Below are 24,202 nucleotides of genomic sequence, written 5' to 3'. Positions count from 1 at the left end.
TGAACTAAATCAGTAGGTTATATTTTGTTTGATGGGAGCGCGCTTGCCCGCGAAAGCATTTCATCAGGCGCAATTACCGGCGCTGAAACACCGCAATCGCGGGCAAGCGCGCTCCTACAGTTGATCGGGTTCCACAGTCGATCCGGCTCCATAGCCCCTCAACGCGGCGGGCGCCGTATCCACCAAAAAAGGCGGTGTTCCATCAGGCACACCGCCTTTTCATTGCCTGCGCATTGTAGGAGCGCGCTTGCCCGCGAAAGCATTTCATAGGCGAAATCACCGTCGCTGAAACACCGCCATCGCGCGGCAAGCGCGCTGCTGCAGTTGATCGGGAACGACGAGTTACGCCATCCCCAGTTCGCGTTTCACCAGCCGCAAGAGCTGCTTGGTGTTGATCGGCTTGAGCAGAAAGTCCACCACGCTCAGGTGCATGGCGTCGATCGCGTCACGTACGTTGGCATCGCCCGACACGATAATGATCGGCAGCTCCGCGCGGTCCGATTCACGCACTCGACGGATCAAGTCCAGGCCGTCGCACGGCGCCATTCGCAGATCCGTGATCAGCAGCGCAATGGACGGTCGGGTCTGCAGCAAATGCATGGCGCTGGTACCGCCGGCGGCGGTGATGCAGCTGATGTCATTGAGACTGAGAATTTCGGCCAGAACTTCCCGAGCATCCTTGTCGTCGTCGACGATCAACACCCGTTGTGGCGATTGTGACGGAGGCGCGAGCATCACCTCATTGAGGGCTTCGCGCTCTTCATCACTTAAAATACTGTGATCGAACATACCCGTCTCATCTTCCTGTCGACTCCAATTCTGACAGCGCAAGCGATTGATACGCTGCACATCCTTTCGGCTTCATGCCGGGCCTTTGGGCCACGCGCGAATTGCATCGCTGCGGTTTTACACCTTCGTTCGATGCCAGCCAATGCCTTTGCAGTCACCTAAGACTTACGTCCAATGGGCACTGCCCGATAAGCGGTCGACCATGGAGCCTATAAAAACAAGCGGTATCGGTCATGAGCAAAGCGGACGCTTTTACCCAGGCAGGCAAAACAGCCGTTCTGCAGAACATTCACGGCACGATGCAGTTCCTGCAGAAATTCCCGCCGTTCAACCAGATGGAAAGCGCTCATCTGGCCTACCTTGTCGAGCAATGTCAGCTGCGTTTCTACGCTACAGACGAGAGCATCATCAAGCCTAGCGATGGGCCAGTAGAACATTTCTACATCGTCAAACAAGGGCGCGTAGTCGGCGAGCGTCCACATTCTGCAAAACGCGGCACAGAGACCACCTTTGAAATCACCACGGGCGAGTGCTTTCCGCTGGCCGCACTGCTCGGAGAACGTGCCACGCGCACCGAGCATCTGGCTGCCGAAGACACCTTCTGCCTGCAACTGAACAAGCAAGCCTTCATCAAGCTGTTCGCGCTTTCCAGCGAGTTCCGCGACTTTGCCCTGCGCGGGGTCAGCAGCCTGCTCGATCAAGTGAATCAGCAAGTAAAGCAGAAGGCGGTGGAAACCCTCGGCACGCAGTATTCACTCAATACCCGCCTGGGCGAGTTGGCAATGCGTCACCCGGTGACGTGCTCGCCCGATACGCCATTGCGCGAAGCGGTCCGGCAGATGGACGAGCAGCAAGTGGGCAGCATTGTCATCGTGGATGAGGCCAAAGCGCCGCTGGGCATCTTCACCCTGCGCGATTTGCGTCAGGTCGTGGCGAACGTCGATGCCGACTTTGGCCAGCCCATCGAACGCAGCATGATCCCCTCTCCTTTTTACCTGAGCCCGGACGCCAGTGCGTTTGACGCCGCGATTGCGATGACCCAGCGCCACATCGCTCATGTTTGCCTGGTCAAGGACCAGCGCCTGTGCGGCGTGGTCTCGGAGCGCGATCTGTTTTCCCTGCAACGGGTCGACCTGGTGCATCTGGCGCGTACCATTCGCAGTGCGTCGCGCATAGACGCCCTGACCAACCTGCGCGGCGACATTGTCCAGCTCGTGGACCGCATGCTTGCCCACGGTGCTTCGTCCACGCAAATTACCCAGATCATCACTCTGCTCAACGACCATATGGTCTGCCGTGTCATCGAGCTGACGCTGGAAGAAAAAGGCGACCCCGGCGTGCCGTTCAGCTGGCTGTGCTTTGGCAGCGAAGGCCGACGCGAGCAGACCCTCTACACAGATCAGGACAACGGCATCCTGTTCGAAGCGCAGGACGCTGCCGAAGCTGCCGAGATTCGGGGTCGGCTGCTACCCATCGCCGAACGCATCAACCACAGCCTGGCCGCGTGCGGGTTCGCCCTGTGCAAGGGCGGGATCATGGCGAGCAACCCGCAGCTGTGCCTGTCGCGCGTCGAATGGGCGCGGCGGTTCGGCGCGTTCATACGCGAAGCCACGCCGGAGAACCTGCTGTCGTCCTCTATCTATTTCGATCTGCGCGCGGTCTGGGGCGATGAAAGCGGCGCAGACCAATTGCGTCACAGCATTCTTGCGCAGGTGGCGGACAATGCCTTGTTTCAGCGCCTGATGGCTGACAACGCATTGCGCCAGCGCCCGCCCGTCGGGCGTTTCAAGGATTTCGTGGTGGCGCGCAAAGGCACCGAAAAGGACACCCTGGATCTGAAAACCCAAGGGCTCACGCCGTTCGTTGACGGTGCGCGGTTACTCGCTTTAGCCAACGGCGTCGAGGCAAACAATACGCTTGAGCGATTGCGGCAACTGGTTGCCAGAGAGGTGATCGACCCGCTGGACGGGGCTGCATACGAAGAGGCCTACCACTTCATTCAGCAAACCCGCATGCAGCAACACCAGCAGCAGAGTCGGCAAAACCTGCCGTACTCCAATCGCATAGACCCGGATGTGCTCAACCATCTGGACCGGCGCATTTTGCGTGAGTCATTCCGCCAGGCGCAGCGGCTGCAGACCAGCCTCACTCTGCGCTACCAACTCTAAGCGACTGATGATGAATTTGTTCCGCTGGCTCAATCCCTCCAAACGCAACGTGGCGCCAGAACTGACGACTGAGCAGCAGCTGCGCCTGCGCGCCTTGTCCGGGCCCGGCGTACTGGATCAGCGAACGCTGCGCCAGCAACGCTGGGTGGTGGTTGATGTCGAGACCAGCGGCTTGAACCTGGACCGGGATGAGGTGCTGTCGATCGGCGCCGTAGTCATCGAAGACGGCGCCATCGACTTTAGCCAGCAATTCGAACGCACACTGATGCGCACCGACCACAAGCTCAGCCCAAGCGTGCTGATTCATGGTCTGGGACCAAGCGCGATTGCAGCCGGCAGCGAACCCGTGGACGCCCTGCTCGATTTCATGACCTTTGTCGGCGACAGCCCGCTGCTGGCTTTTCACGCTGCGTTCGACGAGCACATGCTGGGCCGCGCATTAAAGGAAAGCCTGGGCCATCGCCTGCTGCATCCGTTCCTGGACGTCGCTCATATCGCTCCCTTTATCTGCCCGGACGCGAATTTGCGGCAGGCCGGGCTGGACGACTGGACGCGGTTCTTCGGCCTGCATGCTGAAGAGCGCCATCACGCCAGCGCCGATGCACTGGTGACCGCCGAGCTCGCGCTGATCCTCTTCAGCCACGCCAGGCGGGTGGGAATCGAAAGCCCCGCTCAACTGGAGCAGGGCCTGGCGAAGTGGCGACGACAGCAGCAAGTGCATTCGTTCTAGCAGCGTTGGCCGGGCGCCGACAGGACAGTTGCCTTGGGATGACAACCTGCGTGGTTGCTTCTTACATCAGCCGTTGAGCCTGTTCCTACAAGCGGCAATTGCCAGCATTCAGCCACTCTGACACAATCGCGAACAATTCTCGTTAGCCCCTCTGTTCTCTCCGGTGCGCTTGTGTCGTCACTTCAAATCCTCAGCAGCAGCTCGTCGGAACGCTCTATCGCGACCACCGCGGCTGGCTGCTGGGTTGGCTCAAACGCAACGTTGCCTGCCCACATCGCGCCGAAGACCTCAGTCAGGACACGTTCATGCGCCTGCTGGGCCGCGCACAGCTGGCCGAACCGCGCGAGCCAAGGGCCTTCCTCGTCTCGATCGCCAAGGGCCTGTTGTTTGATCACTTCCGTCGAGCAGCGCTGGAACAGGCGTATCTGGACGAGCTGATGCTTATCCCCGAGAGCGAACAGCCTTCGGTGGAAGAGCAGCAACTGATTCTTGAAGACCTTAAAACCATTGACCGCCTGCTGGGCAAGCTTTCCAGCAAGGCGCGAGCGGCGTTCCTGTACAACCGCCTCGATGGCATGAGTCACGCAGAGATCGCGGCGAAGCTCGGTGTCTCGGTACCCCGCGTGCGTCAGTACCTCGCGCAAGGGATGCGCCAGTGCTACATCGCCCTGTACGGCGAGCCGACATGAGCCGTATTTCCACCCGCCCTGTTTCTTCACACGTGCTGGACGCCGCCATCGCCTGGCAACTGTGTCTGGACTGCGGCCGGGGCAGCGAAGCCGAGCGCGAAGAGTTTGCCAAGTGGTACGCCGCCAGCGACGAACATGCCCGCGCATGGCTGCAACTGGGCATGGTAGACCAGCGTTTCGCCGCCACCACCGGCCCGGCGCGCTCGGCGCTTTTGCGTTCCCGCGACGGCATGGGTTCACGTCTTCGCAAACTGGGTCGCGGGGTGGCGAGCGCTGCGTTGGGGTTGGGCCTGACGCTGTTTCTGGGGGATCGCCTGTTGCCTGTCGATTACTGGTTGGCGGACCTGCGCACTGCCACCGGCGAGCAACGCACCATTCGGCTGTCGGACAACACCCTGATTCGGCTCAACACCCACAGCGCGCTGGATGTGAAGTTCGATGACAAGCAGCGCAGGGTCGTATTGCAAGAAGGGGAAATCTTCGTGGAAACCGGCAGCCACGACGATCGGCGCCCGTTCATCGTCGAAACCGAAGACGGACAAATGCGCGCGCTGGGTACCCGCTTTCTGGTCAAACGTCAGGCCGACGGCACGCTGCTGAGCGTGTTGCAATCTGCTGTTGCCGCGCATCCTCAGGCCTCAAACCATGAAAAGGTATTGAACGAGGGCCAACAGATGCTGATTCATCGCAACAGCCTCGGGCCGATGGTTGCCCTCACGCCCGGCACCGGTGCCTGGATGCGCGGCATGCTGGTGGTCGACAACGCTCGATTGAGTGACGTGATTGCCGAGCTTGCCCGCTATCGCCAAGGCCATCTGGGCGTGGCAAAGGACGTTGCTGACCTGCGGATCACCGGCAGCTTCCCGCTGACCAATACCGACCTGGCACTGAAGGCACTGACGCCTACGCTGCCGGTGCAGATCGAAGCGCGAACGCAGTGGTGGGTGACGGTGGTGGGCAGCGAGAAGAAACCCTCCACTGCACTGTGAATCAAGGCGCGCCAGGAGCCGGGTTTTACAGAGCAACGAGCTGGTTAGCTGCCGAACGGGTCAGGCCCGCCAGCTACTTTGCGGATGACACACCGCATTCGCGGGCAAGCGCGCTCCTACACCGGTTCTTCGGGGCGCATCAGATACGGTCTTGAGGTCGCTGATAAATCGAGGCCGGATACGGTCTGTAGGAGCCGGCTTGCTGGCGAACGCGTCGGCTCGCTCGACACAAACGCGGGGGCCGTGATTGCCCGGATGATCATTGAAGCGGCCATGCCAAATTATTTTTGCTCTGCCCTATCACTTTTCCAATCTCGTTCGGCACATAGGCATTGAGAACCATTCCCGTCGAGGTGCCGTTCATGTCCCGCACGCTTCAAACCCTTTTGCGACCGAGCCTGCTGGCGGTCGCCGTCGCCATTGCCGCACCGATGTTCAGCGCGCCGCTCATGGCTGCCTCGCCAGCGTCCAGCGTCCGTGCGTACAACCTGCCGGCCGCGCCGCTGGCCGCCACGCTGACGCAGATCGCAAGCCAGGCGGGCCTGGCGTTGTCGCTGGATCCCGCGCTCGCGGCGGGGCGGACCTCGGCGCCGGTGCAAGGACAGTTCGACGCGCCGGGGGCGATGGGGCAAGCACTGCGCGGCACCGGCCTGCAGCTGAACCTGACCACAGCGGGCACCTACACCCTCCTTTTAGCGCCCGAAGGGGCGATGGCCCTGCCGGCTACCAGTATTCAAGGCAGTCAGGAAAGTCTTGAAAGCGCATGGGGTCCGGTAGAAGGGTATGCGGCGAGTCGCACCGCAGCGGGCACCAAAACCGATACGGCACTGGTTGAAGCGCCTCGTTCGATCTCGGTCGCTACACGTCAGCAGATGCAGGATCGCGCAGTACAGAACCTCGACGATGCCGTTCGCTACATGCCAGGTGTGGTTGCCAGCAGTTACGGCAGCGATAGCCGTGCCGAATGGTTAAAGGTTCGCGGCTTCGAACCTACCCAGTTCCTGGACGGCTTACCGCTGCCCAAGGGTGCTTACGTCATGCCCAAAATGGAAACCTGGGACTTGGAGCGTGTAGCCCTTCTGCGCGGCCCGGCTTCGTCGGTTTATGGCCAGACGCCTCCAGGCGGCCTGCTCGACATGGTCAGCCGTCGCCCGGAGGCCGAGGCGAGCCACGAAGTTCAGGTTCAGGTTGGCACCTACAACCGCAAACAGATCAGCTTCGACAGCACCGGAAAAATCGACGACGCCGACAATTTTGAATACCGCGTCAGCGGGGTCGTGCGTGACAGCGGCACTTCGGTCGACCACATTGATGACAAGCGCTACAACATCGCACCCAGCCTGACATGGAACATCGACCCGGACACCAAGCTGACTCTCCTCAGTCAGTTCAACCGAGACGATACCGGCATCACCAGCCAGTTCCTGCCGATCCAGGGCACCAAATATCCATCGGCCGTGGGCCGTGTGAAATACCATGAGAACCTGGGTGATCCGGACTGGGAGTTCTACGACAAGACCTATTACGCGCTGGGCTACGCCTTCGAGCATCGTCTGAATGACGTCTGGCAGTTCAAGCAAAACGTGCGCTACACCAAAAGCGACTTGTCCTTCCAGGGGATCACGGCCGGTGGTTTCTTCGGCTCGGTGAGCGACGACGGCACTGTCGCTCGCGGCGCCAACGTTGTGAATGAAGACATCTCCCAGTTCGCGCTGGACAACAACCTGCAAGCCGACTTCGACACCGGGGCGGTCAAGCACACGCTGCTGCTGGGCCTCGACTACCAGCGCCTCAATCACAACTACAAATGGCAATACGGCAACGCGCCGACCAGCAACATCGCCAACCCGATTTACGGCCAGGATTTCAGCAATGTCAGCTACAGCGCGTTCCAGGACTACAACCAGAAAACCCAGGACGTTGGCTTATACATTCAGGACCAGCTGGCCCTGGATAACTGGCGCCTGACGCTGGGAGGCCGTCAGGATTTGCTCAAGACTGAATCGAAGTTCTACAACAGTGATCAGTCCGACGACCGCACGGACAGTGCATTTACTGGCAACGCGGCGCTGAGCTACGTCTTCGAGTCCGGCTTCACGCCCTACATCTCCTACGCCGAGTCGTTCCAGGCCGAGCAAGGCGGCGCCAATGGCGTCGCGTTTCAGCCGGGGACAGGCAAGCAATACGAAGTGGGTCTCAAGTACCAGCCGCCGGGCAGCAACATCATCTTCACGGCGGCCGCTTACGACCTGACACGTCGCGACATCGTGCTCAGCGACACACTTGGCGTGCAGCGTCCACTGGGTGAGGCAAAGGTGCGCGGGTTCGAGCTGGAAGCGGTCGGCAACGTCACCGACAACCTGAAAGTGACCGCGTCCTACACATATGCCAACAGCAAGATGACGAAAGTCACCGACCCGTTGGACAAGAACCGTCCGCTGCCACTCACCCCGGAAAACCAGGCCGCCATCTGGGGCGACTACACGTGGCATACCGGGCTGCTCGACGGCTTCGGGCTGGGCTTTGGCGCGCGCTACATCGGCGAGACCGACAACATTGCAATAGGAAGTTACGGTTTCGTCGCCGATTCCAACTACGGCCACAGCAACGCCTACACCGTGTACGACGCTGCAGTTCATTACGACCTCGGCCGTATGAACAACGCGTTCAAGGGCGTGAGCGTGTCGGTCAACGCCAACAACGTCTTCGACAAGGAATATATTTCCACTTGCGACGGGTTCTATTGCTACTACGGCGACCGTCGGACGGTGCTCGCGAGCGTAGACTACAAATGGTAATGCCTTAAACTCTCATTACCCAAAGCCAGGGCCGCCTTGAAAAAGCGGCCTTTGTTGTGTTCGCTCACCTTGGATTCCAACATGAAGAGCCAAACCATCCGCCGCTGGTCCTTTATCCACACATGGACCAGCCTGATTTGCACGGCATTCCTGCTGATGCTGGCGATCACCGGCTTGCCGCTGATCTTCAGTCACGAGATCGCCCACCTCACGGGCGACGCTCCGGAATTCAAGGAAATGCCCGCCGACACCCCGCATCTGGACCTGGAGCAACTGGTTCGGTCCGCCGAAGCCCATCGCCCCGGCGACGTGATGCAGTATTTCGGCTGGGACGACGACGACCCCAATGGGGTTTACGCGATCATGGGCAAGACCGCTGGCGGTGACCCCAATGAGTCGCACAGCTTCATGATCGACGCGCGCACGGGCGAGGCAATGGAAACGCCAAACGCCAATGGCGGGTTCATGATGATCATGTTGCGCCTGCACGTGGACATGTACGCAGGCCTGCCGGGCAAGTTGTTATTGGCGTTCATGGGCCTTCTGTTCGTGATGGCGATTGTCTCTGGCATCGTGCTGTATGCGCCCTTCATGCGGCGTCTGGACTTCGCCACCGTGCGTCCAAATAAATCGACGCGGGTGCGCTGGCTCGATCTGCACAACTTGATCGGCGTCGTCACGCTGACCTGGGCCATCGTCGTCGGCCTGACCGGCGTGCTTAACGCCTGCGCTGACCTCGTCATTGCACAATGGCGTACCGACGCGCTGATGACGATGATCGCGCCTTACAAGGACGCCGCGCCTCTGGCCGAGCGTGGCGCAGCGAGCCGCCTGATCGAAATTTCCAAAGCCACGGTGCCGGGTGCCGAGCCCGCGTTCATCGCCTTTCCCGGTTCGCGTTTTTCCAGTGAGCACCACTACGCCGTGTTCATGAAAGGCGACACCCACTTGACCTCGCACCTGCTCACCCCCGTGCTGATTGACGCGCAAGACCTGCATGTCACCGCGACCCTGAGCCGCCCCTGGTACATGGACGCGCTGCTGTTGTCCCAGCCGCTGCACTTCGGCGACTACGGCGGCATGCCGATGAAAGTTCTCTGGGCTGCGCTGGATGTGTTGACGATCATCGTGCTCGGCAGTGGCTTGTACCTGTGGTGGGTCCGGCGTCGCGCCACCGTCGCTGCGGCAAAGAGCATCGCAGTCGAGGCGGAAGCGGCATGACCCGGCACAAGAAGCATTCGGCGTTCTGGAAGACCTTCGGCACGCCCGGCTGGATCGCCCTGCTGACGGCAGTCGGCCTTTTCGCCGCGCTACTGGGCGACGGTGCGTGGGATGTCCTCGCCTGGGTGGGCATGGCCATTCCGACCTGGTACAGCTGCAAAGGATTGATGGCGCGCAAGCGGATTTGATTCACCGCCCCACCCGCGTCTACATGATTTACGTCGAACCGTACCCAATGACCCGGTTTGCTTTGAGGATGGCAGGGGCGCGCATCTTCGGTGATACATCGCACCCTGCCTGACATCTCGCGTTAGAAGACGAACAAGCCTGTAAGAAGCTTCCCTCGAAACACCAGCAAGCGTCCTACACACTCCGACTCACAGGCTGGCCTGTCCCCACGAGTCACCCTCCCGATAATCGATATTCCGCCCTGGCAGGGCATCCACAATATCCATCGGGAACACCTACCATGGCGGTCGACGACTTTGAACGTACCCAACATGTCGGCCATTACGGTGTCGTGTTTACGCTTATTCACTTCACCGTGCAGCCGGACGATGCCGCATCGTTGAGAACGATCAACCTGCCGGAAATAGCCAGGGGTCATTTTGAGCTCATCCGGCTGATTGAGGAAACCTACAGGCGAATGCTTGCACAGGGGCGGCCTTGCCGGATGGTGCTCGCGGTGTCACAAGCAGTGAGCCGAAACTCAGCAGACCTGCTGAACGACCAGAGGGCTACGATAGGAACCCTGGTGGGCTCCATCGGAGGAAAACTTGCGTCACCGTTAGGGAGCATCGCGGAAAAAATCGCTGGAGCAACATCCGCCTCGGCGGCCAAAAACAGGTTGCCGACCTTTCATTCACGGGACGTCATCGTCAGTATTGACGCCCAGGTGTCAGGTGGCATCGGTCCTCAACGCTCGTCAGCATCCTTGATCCTGAAAGCGAACGGCGGCCGCTGATGGGAACAGGTCTGTCCCTGGCAATTATGTGTTTTGTAATCTGGGGTATACGTCGAATCACCGTCCCAAGACTCTATCAATTCCTGACTGGCCTGGCGGTGATAGTCTTCTACTTCAAGTACGTCATCTCCTGGATTGTTGCCATGGAAGAAATGCGAGGTGCTTACTTCCTGGATTGCGAAACGCTGTTATTTGGCATTTTCTATCTCGGCGTAGACCTGGTGATATACAGCTGGTGGCGGGACGAGGGGCCAAAGTAGCGAATCGGATTGCCTCACCAACCAACTGGCTTGTCCCGCGCTCCTCCACGCGCGGGACACGCACTCCCGCCATTCAAGTCATCACATGACTTCCCACAATTCACAAATCCAGCAAGCCTGCGTTCAACCCCGAGACTCACGAACCCAGCGCCTTTCGATCACCTAAAACCCAGCACCGCCGGTGACAATTCCGTTACATATAGAAATACAATGGCGATTTATGGGTATTCCCATTGACAACAAAACGTGCCTTTGACTAAATCCAGTCGTACGACGACGTATAACGATCGCCGCTAAATAAAAACAATACCCAGAGTGGACTCGATGAAAATCAAAGGCATCCGTTGGTGGATGGTCGCGCTGATAACCGGCGGCCTGATCGTCAACTATCTCGCACGCAACACCCTCTCCGTCGCCGCTCCTACCATGATGAGCGAGCTGAACATTTCCACCGAACAGTACTCGCACGTCGTCATCGCGTGGCAGATGGGTTATGCCTTCATGCAGCCGGTTGCCGGGTACGTGATCGATGCCATCGGGACCAAAATCGGCTTTGCATTGTTTGCCATCGCCTGGTCTGTGGCCTGCGCATCGGCGGCCATGGCTACCGGTTGGCAGAGTCTGGCGTTCCTGCGCAGCTTACTGGGCATCACTGAAGCGGCAGGGTTTCCGGCGGCTATCAAGGCGACCACCGAGTGGTTCCCGGCCAAAGAGCGTTCGGTCGCCATTGGCTGGTTCAACATCGGCTCATCGATTGGGGCGTTGCTGGCCCCTCCTCTTGTGGTCTGGGCCATCCTGCACAGCGGCTGGCAGATCGCATTCATCATTGTTGGCGGCTTGGGGCTGCTGTGGAGCGCCGGTTGGCTGTTCTTCTACAAGCACCCGCGCAATCAGCGTCTGCTGGGCGATGAAGAGCGCGACTACATCCTTGCCGGTCAGGAATCGCACCTCAAGGACGCGCCGACCAAAAAAGCCAGTTGGAAGAAGATCGTAGGTACTCGCAATTTTTATGCGATCGCTTCGGCCCGCATGCTTTCCGAGCCGGCCTGGCAGACGTTCAATGCCTGGATTCCGCTTTACCTGATGACCGAACGCCACATGAACATCAAGGAAATCGCGATGTTTGCCTGGCTGCCCTTCCTCGCTGCCGACATCGGCTGCGTGCTGGGCGGATACCTGAGCCCGTTCTTCTACAAGCACTTCAATGTGTCGCTGCTGACGTCGCGCAAAATGGTGATGGTGCTGGGCTCGCTGTGCATGATCGGCCCCGGCTGCATCGGTCTGGTCGACAGCCCCTATGTCGCCATTGCGCTGCTGTGCGCCGGCGGTTTCGCGCATCAGACCCTGTCGGGCGCCCTGTATGCGATCACCTCGGACTCCTTCGGCAAGAACGAAGTAGGCACCGCGACCGGTCTGGGCGGCATGTTCGGGTTTCTCGGCGCGGCCTTGTTTACGCTGGTGCTGGGCATCATGGTCACCAAGGTCGGCTACAGCCCGCTGTTTGTGGCACTTGCAGCATTCGACCTGATCGCGGCCGTGATCATCTGGTTCGTGGCCAAGCCGTTGCTGACCGGCACGCCGACCGAGCAATCCGGCGACGCGCCAACAGCGTCGGCTGAGGTCGTTCCGGCCGCCTGACCATTGGATGTCGGGCCGGTGAAAGTCGGCCCGACATGACATCGGCATGTTGCACAGCGTACTGGCCCTGACTAGTCTGGAGGGCCAGGCCGATTAGAGGAATGTCCATGTCTGCGCCCAGCATGACTTTGTACTACAACGCCGCTTCGCCCTTCGCACGCAAAGTGCTGGTTCTGCTCCGCGAGACAAGCCAGGTAGACCGAATCACGCTCAAGGCCGTTGCGCTCACGCCTGTCAGCCCCGATGCCGAAGTTTGCGCCAACAACCCGAGCGGGAAGATTCCGGCGCTGCGTCTGGCTGACGACAACGTGATCCATGACAGCCGCGTGATCCTGGAATACCTCGATCAACAGCATGTCGGTAACCCGCTCATCCCCAAAGAAGGCTCGGCCCGCTGGCGCCGGCTGACGCTTGCATCACTGGCCGATGCGGTGACTGACGCCGCGCTGCTGATTCGGTATGAGACGTTTCTGCGCCCTGCGGAGAAGCACTGGACTGAATGGCTGGATGGGCAACGGGAGAAGATAGCTCGCTCCCTCGCCTATTTTGAGAATGAGGCCGTGACAGAGCTGAGCTCGTACTTTGACGTGGCGGCCATTAGCGTGGCCTGTGCTTTGGGTTACCTGGACTTCCGCCAACCCGACCTGGGCTGGCGCAGCACCTACCCGCGGCTGGCGAGTTGGTATTACGAGGTGAGCCAGCGGCCTTCCATGGTGACGACTCAGCCTACCGTGTAGCAACGCTGGGCGGTGGCTTTCCCGAACGCGGAGGTCAGCCCGCACAGGCAGCGCTGATCCATCATGTTCGCCACCAAGCCGGCTCCTACGGATTCATTGCAGCCGTGGCATCTACGGATGGCCGGTTCCTGCGGATTCATTGCAGCCGTGGCATCTGCGGAGGGCCGGCTCCTGCGGATTCATTGCGGCCGTGGCATCTACGGATGGCCGGCTCCTGCGGATTCATCGCAGCCGTGGCATCTGCGCAGGGCCGGCTCCTGCGGATTCATTGCAGCCGTGGTATCTGCACACAACGAAGGATAATCGCAGGAGGGAGCTCGCTCATTCAGCGCTTATCAGCAGTCTGGCTTGTCTGCGGTGTAGCGGCGTGCCGGGTTCACCGCAGCGCCGAATTCGCGCAGGGCCTTGGCGCCAATCAACAACGGATAATTGAAGTGGCTGCGGTCGACGAGATTGACCTCGACCGTGCGCTTCACGTTGCCCAGACACAGCTCAAGATCAACGACCGGGCGTTTGGTGGGATCGGCGGGTTCTTCGTCATCGTCGCCTTCAGAACGGCCCTTGATCCGGCTGATGCGCGAAACCTTGTGCTCGTACACCTTGCCATCGGCGTCTTTGGTCGCCAGACGGAAGCGCACCCAGTCGTCGCCATCGCGCTTGAACAGTTCGATGTCTTTGGCCGACAGCGAAGCGGTCAACGCGCCGGTGTCCATTTTGGCCTTGAACGTCTCGCCGATTTCCGAGACCTCGATGTATTCGTAACGGCCGTACAGCGTCGGTTCGGCAGCCATGACAGGCAATGCCAACACAGACAGAAGCGCCAGAAGGGATTTCACGTCACAGATTCCTCTTAATGGATAGGCACGGGCGTATGCCCGGTTTAGACCGCAACTCTGCCGTTGGTTCGCGCCAGGGCAGCGGTACCGAATGCCTGTCGGTCAGTTGCAAGGCTAGCGTGCATGACGTGAAACATTCGTCAGTGTTGCCTGGGTTTTGCGCCGCCGGCCCAGCCTGCTTATCATTGCGCGCCACCCTGTCCACCGCGAGTGCCTTATGCGTCACCTGCTCACCGGAACCGCCGTCACGCTGCTGCTTTTGCTCAATACGTTGGTGCTGATCGGACCGCTGACGGTGTTTGCGCTGCTCAAACTGGTGTTTCAGAGCGAGATGCGCGACCGCTGCTCGGCGGCAGTGATGTGGATCGCCGAAACATGGTGTGAGATCAACAAACTGATTTTCCAGCGCTGCCTGCCGACCCAGTGGGAAATCCGCGGCGACGAGGGACTGCGCGGAGACACTTCTTATCTGGTCATCGGCAACCACCAATCGTGGGTCGACATTCCGGCGCTGGTGCAGGCGCTGAATCGCCGCACGCCCTTTTTCAAATTCTTCCTCAAAAAAGAGCTGGTCTGGGTGCCCTTCCTGGGACTGGCATGGTGGGCGCTGGACTACCCCTTCATGAAGCGCTACAGCAAAGCGTTTCTGGCGAAGCATCCCGAGCTCAAGGGCAAGGATCTGGACATCACCCGGGAGGCGTGCGAGCTGTTCAAGCGCCAGCCGGTGACGGTGGTGAATTATCTGGAGGGCACCCGTTTTACCCCAGCCAAGAAAACCGGGCAGGCCTCGCCCTACCAGTACTTACTCAAGCCCAAGGCAGGCGGCGTTGCGTTTGTGCTGGCGGCGATGGGTGAGCAACTGGATGCGGTGCTTGATGTCACGGTTGTCTATCCGAGCGCACGTATTCCTGGATTTTGGGACTTGATCTCGGGGCAGGTCCCGCGCGTGATCGTCGATATCAAGACCCGTGAACTGGACCCTGAGCTGTGGCAGGGGGATTACGAAAATGATCCGATTTTCCGTATTTACGTGCAGGAATGGGTCAACCGGCTGTGGCTGGAGAAAGACGCACGGATCGCCGAGTTACGGCGCGAGCGCCTCACTGCAGACACAGAGCAAGCACGCGGCGACTAGATCACTTGGCACCCCAAACGCCACTCAGTGCCTGCAGCGCTGACCCGCCCGCGCCCTGCTGACCAAGGTATTGCAGGATCACCGGCACAAACTGACTCACCATGCTGCTGTTCATGCCCAGCGCGCTGAAGGCCTTGTTGACGTCACCCATGCTCTGCACGTTGCCAAGGGCGCTGTCGAGGGCGGAGTTGCTGCTGCCAGATTTACCCAATAACCCGCCCAAATTGCCAAGGCTGCCCAGCGCCGAGTTGCCGGCCAACTGGTCAAGGCCCGGTACCGACTTGCTCAACTGGGAATAGTCATTGCCGGCCAGTTTGTTCTTCGCCAGCCCCAACAAGGCACCTGTACCGCCAACAGCCTGCTCAGGCGTCACGTTCAGCTGCGTGCCCAGCGTATTCAGCAGCCCGGCGGCCTCAGGGGCTGCGGTTGCCTTTTGTTGACCGCCGGTGGCGTTGGCCACCGCATTGGCCGCCTCATTCAGATTGAAAGCGAAGACGGGTGTTGCTGCCAATGCCATCAGGCTCGCCAGCGCGACACCGCGTACGTGTTTAAGTGAAACATTCATCGCAACAACCTCATGTGTCAGGAGACCGGCCATGGCCGGGTGAACACGCGTTGGACCGCCTCTCCAAGGGAAGTTCCACCTGGACGGGTACCACCGGGCGCTCGGGCGCTGCGGTTTGTAACCGGTCGCAGCGAGCCGCGCCTGCAACCATTCGAGCCTTTCCTGGGGCCTCATGGCTGGCTGACGTAAAACAATCGCTGCGGCTCGAAGGTCCGCGCCAGGCGCTGATTGGCAGCTGTCGAGCCCGCCTGCAAGAGCCGATGGCGCATGAACGCCTTATCAAAATGCTCACCGTTGTGAAGCTTCTCGCGCAGGCTGATCAGCCGAGTGGCGCCTTGACGGTCATCGGTACGATAAAGCGGTTCGTTGAAGAGGCGCACGCTAGAAACCGGGTGGCCGTTCTCAGTCAGCAGATTAACCTGAGTAATGATCGCGAAACCGGAAAGCCACGGTGACCAGAGCCGGGAGACGTCCCCCGCAAAACATTCACCCAGAGTGAAGTCAGCCTCACAATCGGCAAGCTCACGATAGGTTGGCGCAATCCGCACGTGTTGCCGGTATGCGGCACGATAGGCGGCTTGGCATAGCGGCGGCGCAACCCCGGCCCACGCACACGCGTCAGGGTTTTCGTAAAACACTTCCGTCAATGCCCACCCCGGCGAAACGGGCTCGAGCTGAGCGCTGGAGAGGATCGTTGGCAGCATGATCAGCGGTGCGCCGACAAACAAATGGAGGGACGTTCTGAGCAACCGGATACGCATGCATGACCCACGGCCTGAAAAAACGGGCCGGACAAATAGCACGGGTAAGAGGTGGCTGAAACAAGCAGGAACCGATTTCAAAGGGTACTCGGGCAGTTTCAGAAACGCCCTACATCTGTCGGATCAGAGCCCTACGCCGGGCATAAAAAAGCGACCCGAAGGTCGCCTTTTGTCAGCATCAGAAGATCAAGCCGCGCTGAACAACTTGTGCGGGTCGATGACGAATTTCTTCGGCACGCCGGCATCGAACTCGCCGTAACCACGAGGCGCGTCGTCGAGGCTGATGACCTCCACGCCCACCACATCGGCGATGTTGATGCGGTCCCACATGATCGCCTGCATCAATTGGCGGTTGTACTTCATGACTGGCGTCTGGCCAGTGTGGAAGCTGTGGGATTTCGCCCAGCCCAGACCGAAACGAATGCTCAGCGCGCCGACTTTGGCAGCGGCATCGACCGCGCCCGGGTCTTCGGTCACGTAAAGCCCAGGGATGCCGATCTTGCCGGCCACACGAACCACGCCCATCAGCGAATTAAGTACTGTGGCCGGTGCCTCGGCCTTGGCGCCCGCATGGCCATGGCCGCGCGCTTCAAACCCCACCGCATCGACGGCGCAGTCCACTTCAGGCTCGCCCAACAGGTCGGCGATCTGCTCGTGCAGCGGCGTGTCCCTGGACAGGTCGGCAATCTCGAAACCTTGTGCCTTGGCATGGGCCAGGCGCACCGGATTAACGTCGCCGACGATGACCACTGCGGCGCCGAGCAAGCGTGCCGATGCAGCAGCGGCAAGGCCCACCGGACCGGCGCCAGCGATGTACACCGAGCTGCCCGGACCCACACCGGCAGTGACTGCACCGTGATACCCCGTCGGGAGGATGTCCGACAGGCAAGTCAGGTCGCGGATCTTCGACATCGCCTTGTCGCGATCAGGCAGCTTGAGCAGGTTGAAGTCGGCGTAAGGCACCAACACGTACTCGGCCTGGCCGCCGGTCCAGTCGCCCATGTCGACGTAACCGTAAGCACCGCCGGCACGGGCCGGGTTGACCGTCAGGCAGACGCCGGTGTGTTGCTCTTTGCACGAGCGGCAACGGCCGCAGGCAACGTTGAACGGCACGGACACCAGGTCGCCGATCTGCAGGTTTTCGACGTCACTGCCGCGCTCAATCACTTCACCGGTGATTTCGTGTCCTAGAACCAGGCCGACCTGAGCCGTCGTCCGGCCACGCACCATGTGCTGATCGGAACCACAAATGTTGGTGGAAACCACGCGCAAGATCACCCCGTGCTCGATCTTCTTGCCGCGCGGGTCCTGCATCTTCGGATAGTCGATCTTCTGTACTTCGACCTTGCCTGAGCCGAGATACACCACACCACGATTACCAGACATACATGTCACCTCTTTATTTGTTGTTGTAGAAGAGAGTGGATCGGGTTTCGAGCGGCAAGCTACAAGCCGCAAGAAGTGTGCACGCCGCCTTTTCTTGCGGCTTGAAGCTTGAAGCTTGCAACTACCCCCTACAGTACGACCGTCCTGTTGGCATTGAGAAACACGCGTCGCTCGATGTGATATCCCACCGCACGCGCCAGGGTCAGGCCTTCAATGTCGCGGCCCTTGGCGATCAGGTCTTCGGGATAGTGACTGTGGTCCACGGCTTCGACGCCCTGGGCGATGATCGGGCCTTCGTCTAGGTCGTTGTTGATGTAATGCGCTGTCGCGCCGACCAGTTTCACGCCCTTGTTGTAGGCCTGATGGTAAGGCTTGGCACCTTTGAAGCCCGGGAGCAGCGAGTGGTGGATGTTGATTGCCTTGCCATCCAGCTTGCGGCACAACTCCGGCGACAGCACCTGCATGTAGCGGGCGAGCACCACCAGCTCGGCGCCGGTGTCTTCAATGACCTTCATCACCCTGGCTTCCTGCGCCGGTTTGTCGTTGGGGTCCAGAGGGAAATGGTAGTAGGGAATGTCGTGCCAGCGCGCCAGCGGTTCGAGGTCCGGATGATTGGAGATGACCGCGACGACGTCCATGGACAGCTGATTGATGCGCTGGCGGTAGAGCAGGTCATTGAGGCAGTGATCGGCCTTGGAGACCATGATCACCACTTTGGGGCGATAGTTGGGGGGAGTGAGTTCGAAGATCATGCCAAACGACTCGCCACGCTCGGCCAGGCCTGCACGGAATGACGCTTCGTCGAACCCGTCTGGCTGACGAAACTCGACCCGTATGAAGAAACGGCTGGACAGCCGGTCATCGAACGAATGGTGCTCGGTGACGTAGCAGCCCTGCTCGAACAGATAACGCGTCACCGCATCCACCGTGCCTAGCACGCTGGGGCAGTCGGCAGTCAAAATCCATGTGTCGGGGGCGCGGCTCATAGGTATTCCTTTGATCGTTCCCACGCTCGGCGTGGGAATGCAGTTCAGGACGCTCCGCGTCTCTCACCAAGTGACGCGGAGCGTCAGGGGTGGCGTTCCCACGCCGAGCGTGGGAACGATCAGTACTTAGCGAGCAAGCTCGCTCCCACAGGTCGTGGGGAAACCCGGAGTCAGGCAGCGATGCTCAAACCGTATTCGGCGCTCGCGTCCTGCAGCCACATCCACCAGTAATCGGCGAAGCTGCGGCGGATAACGAGTTCCCAGGTTTCCTCGCCGGTTCGGCGAATCACCAGTTGCGATTTGGCAAACACGGTGCCGATGGCTTTGCCCACCGGGAAGTTGTTCGGGTGCACGTCGTAGCTGGTGGATTTCATCAGCACTTCACGAACGTTGGGCCCGGTCAGCTCAAGCAACGATTGACCGCCGCTGACGTTCACAACGGCGATGTGCAAACCGGCGAGCGCGTCACGCAGCTTCTGCTCCGCGGCAAGCTCTTCGCCGGTCGGTACGATCAGCAGCCACTCATCAGGGCCCAGCCATTGAATCGAGCTGTCGCCACTGGTTACCAGCGCGAGCGCACCCGGCAGCTCCATGCCCAATGCTTTGTGCACGCCCGCAGCGAACGCCGGATCATGGCCATTGCCACGCAGGGTGAGGTGGCCGAGCAGTTTTTTCTCGCGCAGCACCACGCCCGGATTGCTGCGACCTTTGCCAATCAAGCTCTGAAGGTCAGCATGAAACAGAGGCGATTCGGCTTTGACATCGGTCGCTGGACGCTGCTGGTAAACGTTGGCTGTGGTCATAGAGCACCTGTGTTGAATTCTGTTGTTTCAGTCATCGCGGACCGCGTTCCGGGTCGGGCATGAAGCGCAGCCTGTAGGAACCGGCTTGCTGGCGAACCGATCAGACGGCGGGGGTGTTCAGCAATACCCCGCTCGCCCGTCCCGTTATTCAACGTTCTGCTGCTCGCCCTTCGGATCGAAGAACACCGAGGACACGATTTCGGCCTCGATCACCGAGCCATCCGCCAACGGTGCGAACACCCGCTCACCCATGCGCTTGAGCCCGCCCTTCACCACACCCATGGCGAACGAATAACCCAGCGAGTTCGCTGCATAGCTGGATGTCACGTGCCCCACCATCTTCATCGGAATCGACTGCTTGGGGTCGAACACCAACTGCGCGCCTTCCGGCAGCCATTTATTCGGGTCAACCGGCTTGAGTCCGACCAGCTGCTTGCGATCTTCACGCACACAGTCCTCACGGTTCATGCCACGCTGGCCGATCCATGAAAACGGTTTGGTACGGCCGACGCACCAGCCCATGTTCAAGTCATCCGGCGTCATCGAGCCGTCAGTGTCCTGGCCGACGATGATGAAACCCTTCTCGGCACGCAGTACGTGCATGGTCTCGGTGCCGTAAGGCGTGAGGTTGTACGCTTTGCCCGCTTCCGCGATTTTCTCGAGAACACCCATGGCGTAGTCAGCCTGGATGTTTACTTCGTAGGAAAGCTCACCGGTAAAGGAAATCCGGAACACCCGAGCCGGCACGCCGCCCACCAGACCTTCTTTCCAGGTCATGAACGGGAACGCTTCACGGCCCAGGTCGATGTCGGTCACTTCGCTGAGCAGCTTGCGGCTGTTGGGACCCGACAGCGTCAGGGTCGCGTAGTGATCGGTGACGGAGGTGAAGTACACCTTCAGGTCCGGCCATTCGGTCTGCTGGTAAATCTCCAGCCACTGCAGCACGCGAGCAGCGCCGCCGGTTGTGGTGGTCATGATGAAATGGTTGTCGGCGATGCACGCGGTCACGCCATCGTCGAAGACCATGCCGTCTTCCTTGCACATCAGGCCGTAACGCGCTTTGCCCACGTCCAGCTTGGTCCAGGCGTTGGTGTAGATGCGGTTCAAAAATTCCCGCGCATCCGGACCTTGAATGTCGATCTTGCCCAGCGTCGAGGCATCCAGCAGGCCCACGCTGTCGCGGACGGCTTTGCACTCGCGGCGCACGGCAGCGTGGATATCTTCGCCAGCTTTGGGGAAGTACCAGGGACGCTTCCACTGACCGACGTCTTCGAACTCAGCGCCGTTTTTCACGTGCCAGGCATGCAGCGCGGTGAAGCGCACCGGCTCGAAAATGTGCCCGCAATGCCGTCCGGCAATGGCGCCAAACGTGACCGGCGTGTAATTCGGGCGGAACATGGTGGTGCCCATTTCCGGTATTGAAACGTTCAGCGAGCGGGCTGCAATCGCCAGGCCGTTGACGTTGCCCAGCTTGCCCTGATCGGTACCAAAGCCCAGCGCGGTGTAGCGTTTGACGTGCTCGACCGATTCGAAACCTTCGCGCGTTGCCAATTCGATGGCTGCGGCGGTGACGTCGTTCTGCAGGTCGACAAACTGTTTCGGCGCACGCGCGGTGCCCTTCTCGTGCGGCACTTGAAACAACGCCAGGGTCGGTTCCTCAACGCGGCTCAGCGCCTTTGGCAACACGCCTTCAACGGGTTGGAAACCGGCCTCGCTGGCCGCGCGAACGCCGCCCTCGAAACCGTCGGCCAACGAATCGCCCAGTGCATAGACGCCGTTTACACCTCCCACGCACACCCGTTTTTGCGGCGCCTCCCCCGGTACGAAACCGAGAATGTCTTCGCGCCAGACCGGCTTGCCGCCCAAATGCGAGGCCAGGTGGACGATCGGGCTGTAGCCTCCAGAGCTTGCGACAAGATCGCAATCCAGCCATTCGCCAGGACTGGCAACCTTGTGGGCTTTGATGTCGATTGCCGCCACGCGGGCGCCGCTGACGCGTTTGTTGCCGCGGGCTTCGACCACAGCGCTGCCGGTAAGAATACGGATGCCTTTGGCGCGGGCCTCCTCAACCAGCGCGCCACGCGGGTTATGACGCGCGTCGGCGACAGCTACCACCTGAAGGCCGGCGTCGAGCCAGTCCAGCGCCACGCGGTAGGCGTAATCATTGTTGGTCGACAGGACCAGTTTCTTCCCGGGCGCCACGCCATAGCGGCGCACATAGGTGGAGACGGCCCCCGCCAGCATGTTGCCCGGCACGTCGTTGTTGCCATAAACCAAAGGACGCTCATGGGTGCCGGTCGCAAGGACCACACGCTTGGCGCGAACACGGTGCATGCGCTGACGCACCTGGCCAATCGGGGCGCGGTCGCCGAGATGATCGGTCAGCCGCTCGTGAATGGTCAGGAAATTATGGTCGTGGTAACCGTTGACGGTCGCACGCGGCAGCAAGGTGACATTGGCCAGCCCTTCCAACTCGGCAACCACCGTCGCCACCCATTCCGCCGCCGGTTTGCCGTCCAGACTTTCACGGCTGTCCAAAAGACTGCCGCCGAACTCTTCCTGCTCATCCGCCACGATGACACGCGCGCCACTGCGCCCTGCCGCCAGTGCAGCCGCGAGGCCAGCAGGGCCCGCGCCGACCACCAGGACGTCGCAGTGCTGGTTGAAGTTGTCGTAGGTGTCCGGATCCAGCTCAGTCGGCGAGCGCCCGAGGCCCGCCGCTTTACGAATGTACTTCTCGTAGGTCATCCAGAACGACTGGGGGTACATGAAGGTTTTGTAGTAGAAACCCGGCGGCATCAGCTTGCCGCCGACCTTGCCGAGAATGCCCATCATGTCGGTGTTGACGCTCGGCCAGCCATTGGTGCTGGTGGCGACAAGGCCCGCGTACAACGCCTGTTGCGTGGCGCGCACGTTGGGGATCTGAGTGGCTTCGGTTGCGCCGATTTGCAGCACGGCATTCGGTTCTTCGGAACCTGCCGCGAAGATGCCCCGAGGGCGAGAGTATTTGAAGCTGCGGCCAATGATGTCGACGCCGTTGGCGAGCAAGGCCGCCGCCAGCGTGTCACCTTCGAAACCCTGGTAGCTCTGACCGTTGAAATTAAAATTCAGGGCCTTGCTGCGATCAATGCGGCCACCATTGGGCAGGCGATTGGACTGGCTCATGCCTGATCCCCCTTTCTGATCGCAGGAGATGGGTTAACGAACTGCGGCTGCACGCCGATTCGGTAGGTTTCGAGAATCTCGTAGGTCACGGTGTCTCGCGTGGTGTTGAAGTACTGCCGGCAGCCCGCCGCGTGAATCCACAACTCATGGTGCAGACCGCGTGGGTTGTCGCGAAAGAACATGTAGTCACCCCACTCCTCGTCAGTGCAGGCAGCCGGGTCCAGCGGACGCGCGATGTGAGCCTGACCGGAGACGTGGAATTCCTCTTCGGAGCGCAGTTCGCCACAGTGAGGACAGAAGATATGCAGCATGGGAAAAGTCCTCTGTTAGTGGGCTACGGCCGCAGCGCCGTGTTCATCGATCAATGCGCCGTTGTGGAACCGGTCGATTGAGAAAGGTTTGGCCAGCGGGTGCATTTCGCCCTTGGCCAGGCTTGCCGCAAACACGTTGCCTGAGCCCGGCGTCGCCTTGAAGCCACCGGTGCCCCAGCCGCAGTTGAAGAACATGTTTGCCACAGGCGTTTTGGAGATGATCGGGCAGGCGTCCGGCGTGGTGTCGACGATGCCGCCCCATTGACGGTTCATGCGCACCCGCGACAGCACCGGAAACATTTCGACGATGGCCTGAATGGTGTGCTCAATCACGGGATAGGAACCGCGCTGACCGTAGCCGAGCCAGCTGTCGATACCCGCACCGATCACCAGGTCGCCCTTGTCGGACTGGCTGATGTAGCCGTGTACGGCGTTGGACATGATCACGCTGTCGATAATGGGCTTGATCGGCTCGGACACCAGTGCTTGCAGCGGGTGGGATTCCACCGGCAGGCGGAAGCCGGCGAGCTTGGCCATGTGGCCGGAGTTGCCGGCAGTGACTACACCCACGCGCTTAGCGCCGATGAAGCCCTTGTTGGTTTCAACGCCAATGCACACGCCGTTTTCCTTGCGGAAGCCGGTCACTTCGGTCTGCTGAATCAAATCCACGCCCAACGCATCGGCGGCGCGAGCAAAGCCCCAGGCCACGGCGTCGTGACGCGCGACACCGCCACGGCGTTGAACCGTGGCGCCAATGATCGGGTAACGGGTGTTTTTCGAGCAGTCGAGGTACGGAATCTCGTCGGCCACCTGCTGGCTGTTGAGCAACTCGCCATCTACGCCGTTGAGGCGGTTGGCGCTGACGCGGCGCTCGGAGTCACGCATGTCCTGCAGGGTGTGGCACAGGTTGTAAACGCCGCGCTGGGAAAACATGACGTTGTAGTTGAGGTCCTGAGACAGGCCTTCCCACAACTTCATCGCGTGCTCGTAAAGATGCGCGGACTCGTCCCACAAGTAGTTGGACCGCACGATGGTCGTGTTACGTGCCGTGTTGCCACCGCCCAGCCAGCCTTTTTCGACCACGGCCACGTTGGTGATGCCGTGTTCTTTGGCCAGGTAATAGGCCGTCGCCAGACCGTGGCCGCCGCCGCCCACAATGACCACGTCATAAACTTTTTTGGGGGTCGGCGTGCGCCACATGCGCTGCCAGTTTTCGTGATGGCTGAGGGAGTGTTTGAAGAGGCCGAAGCCCGAGTAATGCTGCATGGTGC

General features: G+C 60.4%; 20 protein-coding genes and 1 pseudogene. 11 read left to right on the top strand and 10 right to left on the bottom strand.

Features of this window, described 5'->3' with window-relative positions; all coding sequences use genetic code 11:
• Positions 1–342 precede the first annotated feature (342 nt).
• On the bottom strand, positions 343–789 hold the full coding sequence (locus tag QRN48_RS12495; protein WP_037019052.1) for a response regulator: 447 nt from the start codon (positions 787–789) through the stop codon (positions 343–345).
• 233 nt (positions 790–1,022) lie between these two features.
• Between QRN48_RS12495 and QRN48_RS12490 the strand changes: the two genes are divergently transcribed.
• The 10 genes and pseudogenes from QRN48_RS12490 (at position 1,023) to QRN48_RS12445 (ending at position 12,983) form a co-directional block, all read left to right on the top strand.
• Complete coding sequence (locus QRN48_RS12490; protein WP_285350867.1) at positions 1,023–2,957, top strand: putative nucleotidyltransferase substrate binding domain-containing protein; 1,935 nt, start codon at positions 1,023–1,025, stop codon at positions 2,955–2,957.
• Positions 2,958–2,967: 10 nt separating this feature from the next.
• Positions 2,968–3,687 carry a 3'-5' exonuclease gene (locus QRN48_RS12485; RefSeq protein ID WP_285350865.1) on the top strand — a complete coding sequence of 240 codons (720 nt, stop codon included), beginning with the start codon at positions 2,968–2,970 and terminating at the stop codon, positions 3,685–3,687.
• A gap of 197 nt (positions 3,688–3,884) precedes the next feature.
• Positions 3,885–4,376, top strand: a pseudogene (locus tag QRN48_RS12480) (RNA polymerase sigma factor); the annotation flags it as partial.
• A complete protein-coding gene (locus QRN48_RS12475) occupies positions 4,373–5,365 on the top strand; it encodes a FecR domain-containing protein (protein ID WP_285350863.1) in 993 nt (330 codons plus the stop codon). The pseudogene QRN48_RS12480 and the gene QRN48_RS12475, both read left to right, overlap by 4 nt.
• 362 nt (positions 5,366–5,727) lie before the next feature.
• Complete coding sequence (locus QRN48_RS12470; protein ID WP_285350861.1) at positions 5,728–8,163, top strand: TonB-dependent siderophore receptor; 2,436 nt, start codon at positions 5,728–5,730, stop codon at positions 8,161–8,163.
• A gap of 81 nt (positions 8,164–8,244) precedes the next feature.
• A complete protein-coding gene (locus tag QRN48_RS12465; RefSeq protein WP_037019040.1) occupies positions 8,245–9,384 on the top strand; it encodes a PepSY-associated TM helix domain-containing protein in 1,140 nt (379 codons plus the stop codon).
• Positions 9,381–9,572 (top strand): hypothetical protein, encoded by a 192-nt coding sequence (locus QRN48_RS12460; protein WP_191944585.1) that lies wholly within the window; start codon positions 9,381–9,383, stop codon positions 9,570–9,572. The genes QRN48_RS12465 and QRN48_RS12460 overlap by 4 nt, the downstream gene beginning before the upstream one ends.
• 281 nt (positions 9,573–9,853) lie before the next feature.
• Positions 9,854–10,348, top strand: coding sequence for a hypothetical protein (locus QRN48_RS12455; RefSeq protein ID WP_191944586.1), 495 nt, complete (start codon positions 9,854–9,856; stop codon positions 10,346–10,348).
• A 584-nt stretch (positions 10,349–10,932) separates the two neighbouring features.
• On the top strand, positions 10,933–12,246 hold the full coding sequence (locus QRN48_RS12450) for an MFS transporter (RefSeq protein ID WP_037019031.1): 1,314 nt from the start codon (positions 10,933–10,935) through the stop codon (positions 12,244–12,246).
• Between the two features lie 107 nt (positions 12,247–12,353).
• Positions 12,354–12,983, top strand: coding sequence for a glutathione S-transferase family protein (locus tag QRN48_RS12445; RefSeq protein ID WP_285350858.1), 630 nt, complete (start codon positions 12,354–12,356; stop codon positions 12,981–12,983).
• A 335-nt stretch (positions 12,984–13,318) separates the two neighbouring features.
• Here the strand turns inward: QRN48_RS12445 and rloA2 are convergent, their stop codons facing one another.
• Complete coding sequence (gene rloA2, locus QRN48_RS12440) at positions 13,319–13,819, bottom strand: retropepsin-like aspartic peptidase RloA2 (RefSeq protein WP_037019026.1); 501 nt, start codon at positions 13,817–13,819, stop codon at positions 13,319–13,321.
• A 217-nt stretch (positions 13,820–14,036) separates the two neighbouring features.
• Here rloA2 and yihG point away from each other — a divergent pair, with 217 nt between their 5' ends.
• Positions 14,037–14,954, top strand: coding sequence for a 1-acylglycerol-3-phosphate O-acyltransferase, YihG family (gene yihG, locus QRN48_RS12435; RefSeq protein ID WP_037019024.1), 918 nt, complete (start codon positions 14,037–14,039; stop codon positions 14,952–14,954).
• A gap of 1 nt (position 14,955) precedes the next feature.
• Here yihG and QRN48_RS12430 read toward each other — a convergent pair whose 3' ends face one another.
• The 8 genes from QRN48_RS12430 to QRN48_RS12395 all read right to left on the bottom strand — a co-directional run bounded on the left by QRN48_RS12430 (position 14,956) and on the right by QRN48_RS12395 (position 24,197).
• Positions 14,956–15,519 carry a DUF2780 domain-containing protein gene (locus tag QRN48_RS12430; protein ID WP_037019022.1) on the bottom strand — a complete coding sequence of 188 codons (564 nt, stop codon included), beginning with the start codon at positions 15,517–15,519 and terminating at the stop codon, positions 14,956–14,958.
• 170 nt (positions 15,520–15,689) lie between these two features.
• Positions 15,690–16,361 (bottom strand): DUF1190 domain-containing protein, encoded by a 672-nt coding sequence (locus tag QRN48_RS12425; protein WP_285350856.1) that lies wholly within the window; start codon positions 16,359–16,361, stop codon positions 15,690–15,692.
• Between the two features lie 105 nt (positions 16,362–16,466).
• On the bottom strand, positions 16,467–17,666 hold the full coding sequence (gene fdhA / locus QRN48_RS12420; protein WP_191944591.1) for a formaldehyde dehydrogenase, glutathione-independent: 1,200 nt from the start codon (positions 17,664–17,666) through the stop codon (positions 16,467–16,469).
• Positions 17,667–17,794: 128 nt separating this feature from the next.
• The gene (gene purU, locus QRN48_RS12415) at positions 17,795–18,652 is read right to left on the bottom strand and encodes a formyltetrahydrofolate deformylase (protein WP_191944592.1); all 858 of its coding nucleotides are present in this window, start codon (positions 18,650–18,652) and stop codon (positions 17,795–17,797) included.
• Between the two features lie 170 nt (positions 18,653–18,822).
• On the bottom strand, positions 18,823–19,455 hold the full coding sequence (locus QRN48_RS12410; RefSeq protein WP_191944593.1) for a sarcosine oxidase subunit gamma: 633 nt from the start codon (positions 19,453–19,455) through the stop codon (positions 18,823–18,825).
• A 144-nt stretch (positions 19,456–19,599) separates the two neighbouring features.
• Positions 19,600–22,620 carry a sarcosine oxidase subunit alpha gene (locus QRN48_RS12405; RefSeq protein ID WP_285350853.1) on the bottom strand — a complete coding sequence of 1,007 codons (3,021 nt, stop codon included), beginning with the start codon at positions 22,618–22,620 and terminating at the stop codon, positions 19,600–19,602.
• Entirely contained in the window at positions 22,617–22,931 is a 315-nt protein-coding gene (locus QRN48_RS12400; RefSeq protein ID WP_037019009.1) for a sarcosine oxidase subunit delta, read from the bottom strand. The genes QRN48_RS12405 and QRN48_RS12400 overlap by 4 nt, the downstream gene beginning before the upstream one ends.
• Positions 22,932–22,946: 15 nt before the next feature.
• Entirely contained in the window at positions 22,947–24,197 is a 1,251-nt protein-coding gene (locus QRN48_RS12395; protein ID WP_037019006.1) for a sarcosine oxidase subunit beta family protein, read from the bottom strand.
• Positions 24,198–24,202: the final 5 nt, after the last annotated feature.

Source organism: Pseudomonas sp. ME-P-057, assembly GCF_030208975.1.
In the GTDB taxonomy this organism is placed as follows: Bacteria; Pseudomonadota; Gammaproteobacteria; order Pseudomonadales; family Pseudomonadaceae; genus Aquipseudomonas; species Aquipseudomonas lutea.
The sequence above is the reverse complement of the archived record's forward strand: the minus strand, read 5'-3'. Positions and strand labels throughout refer to the sequence as shown.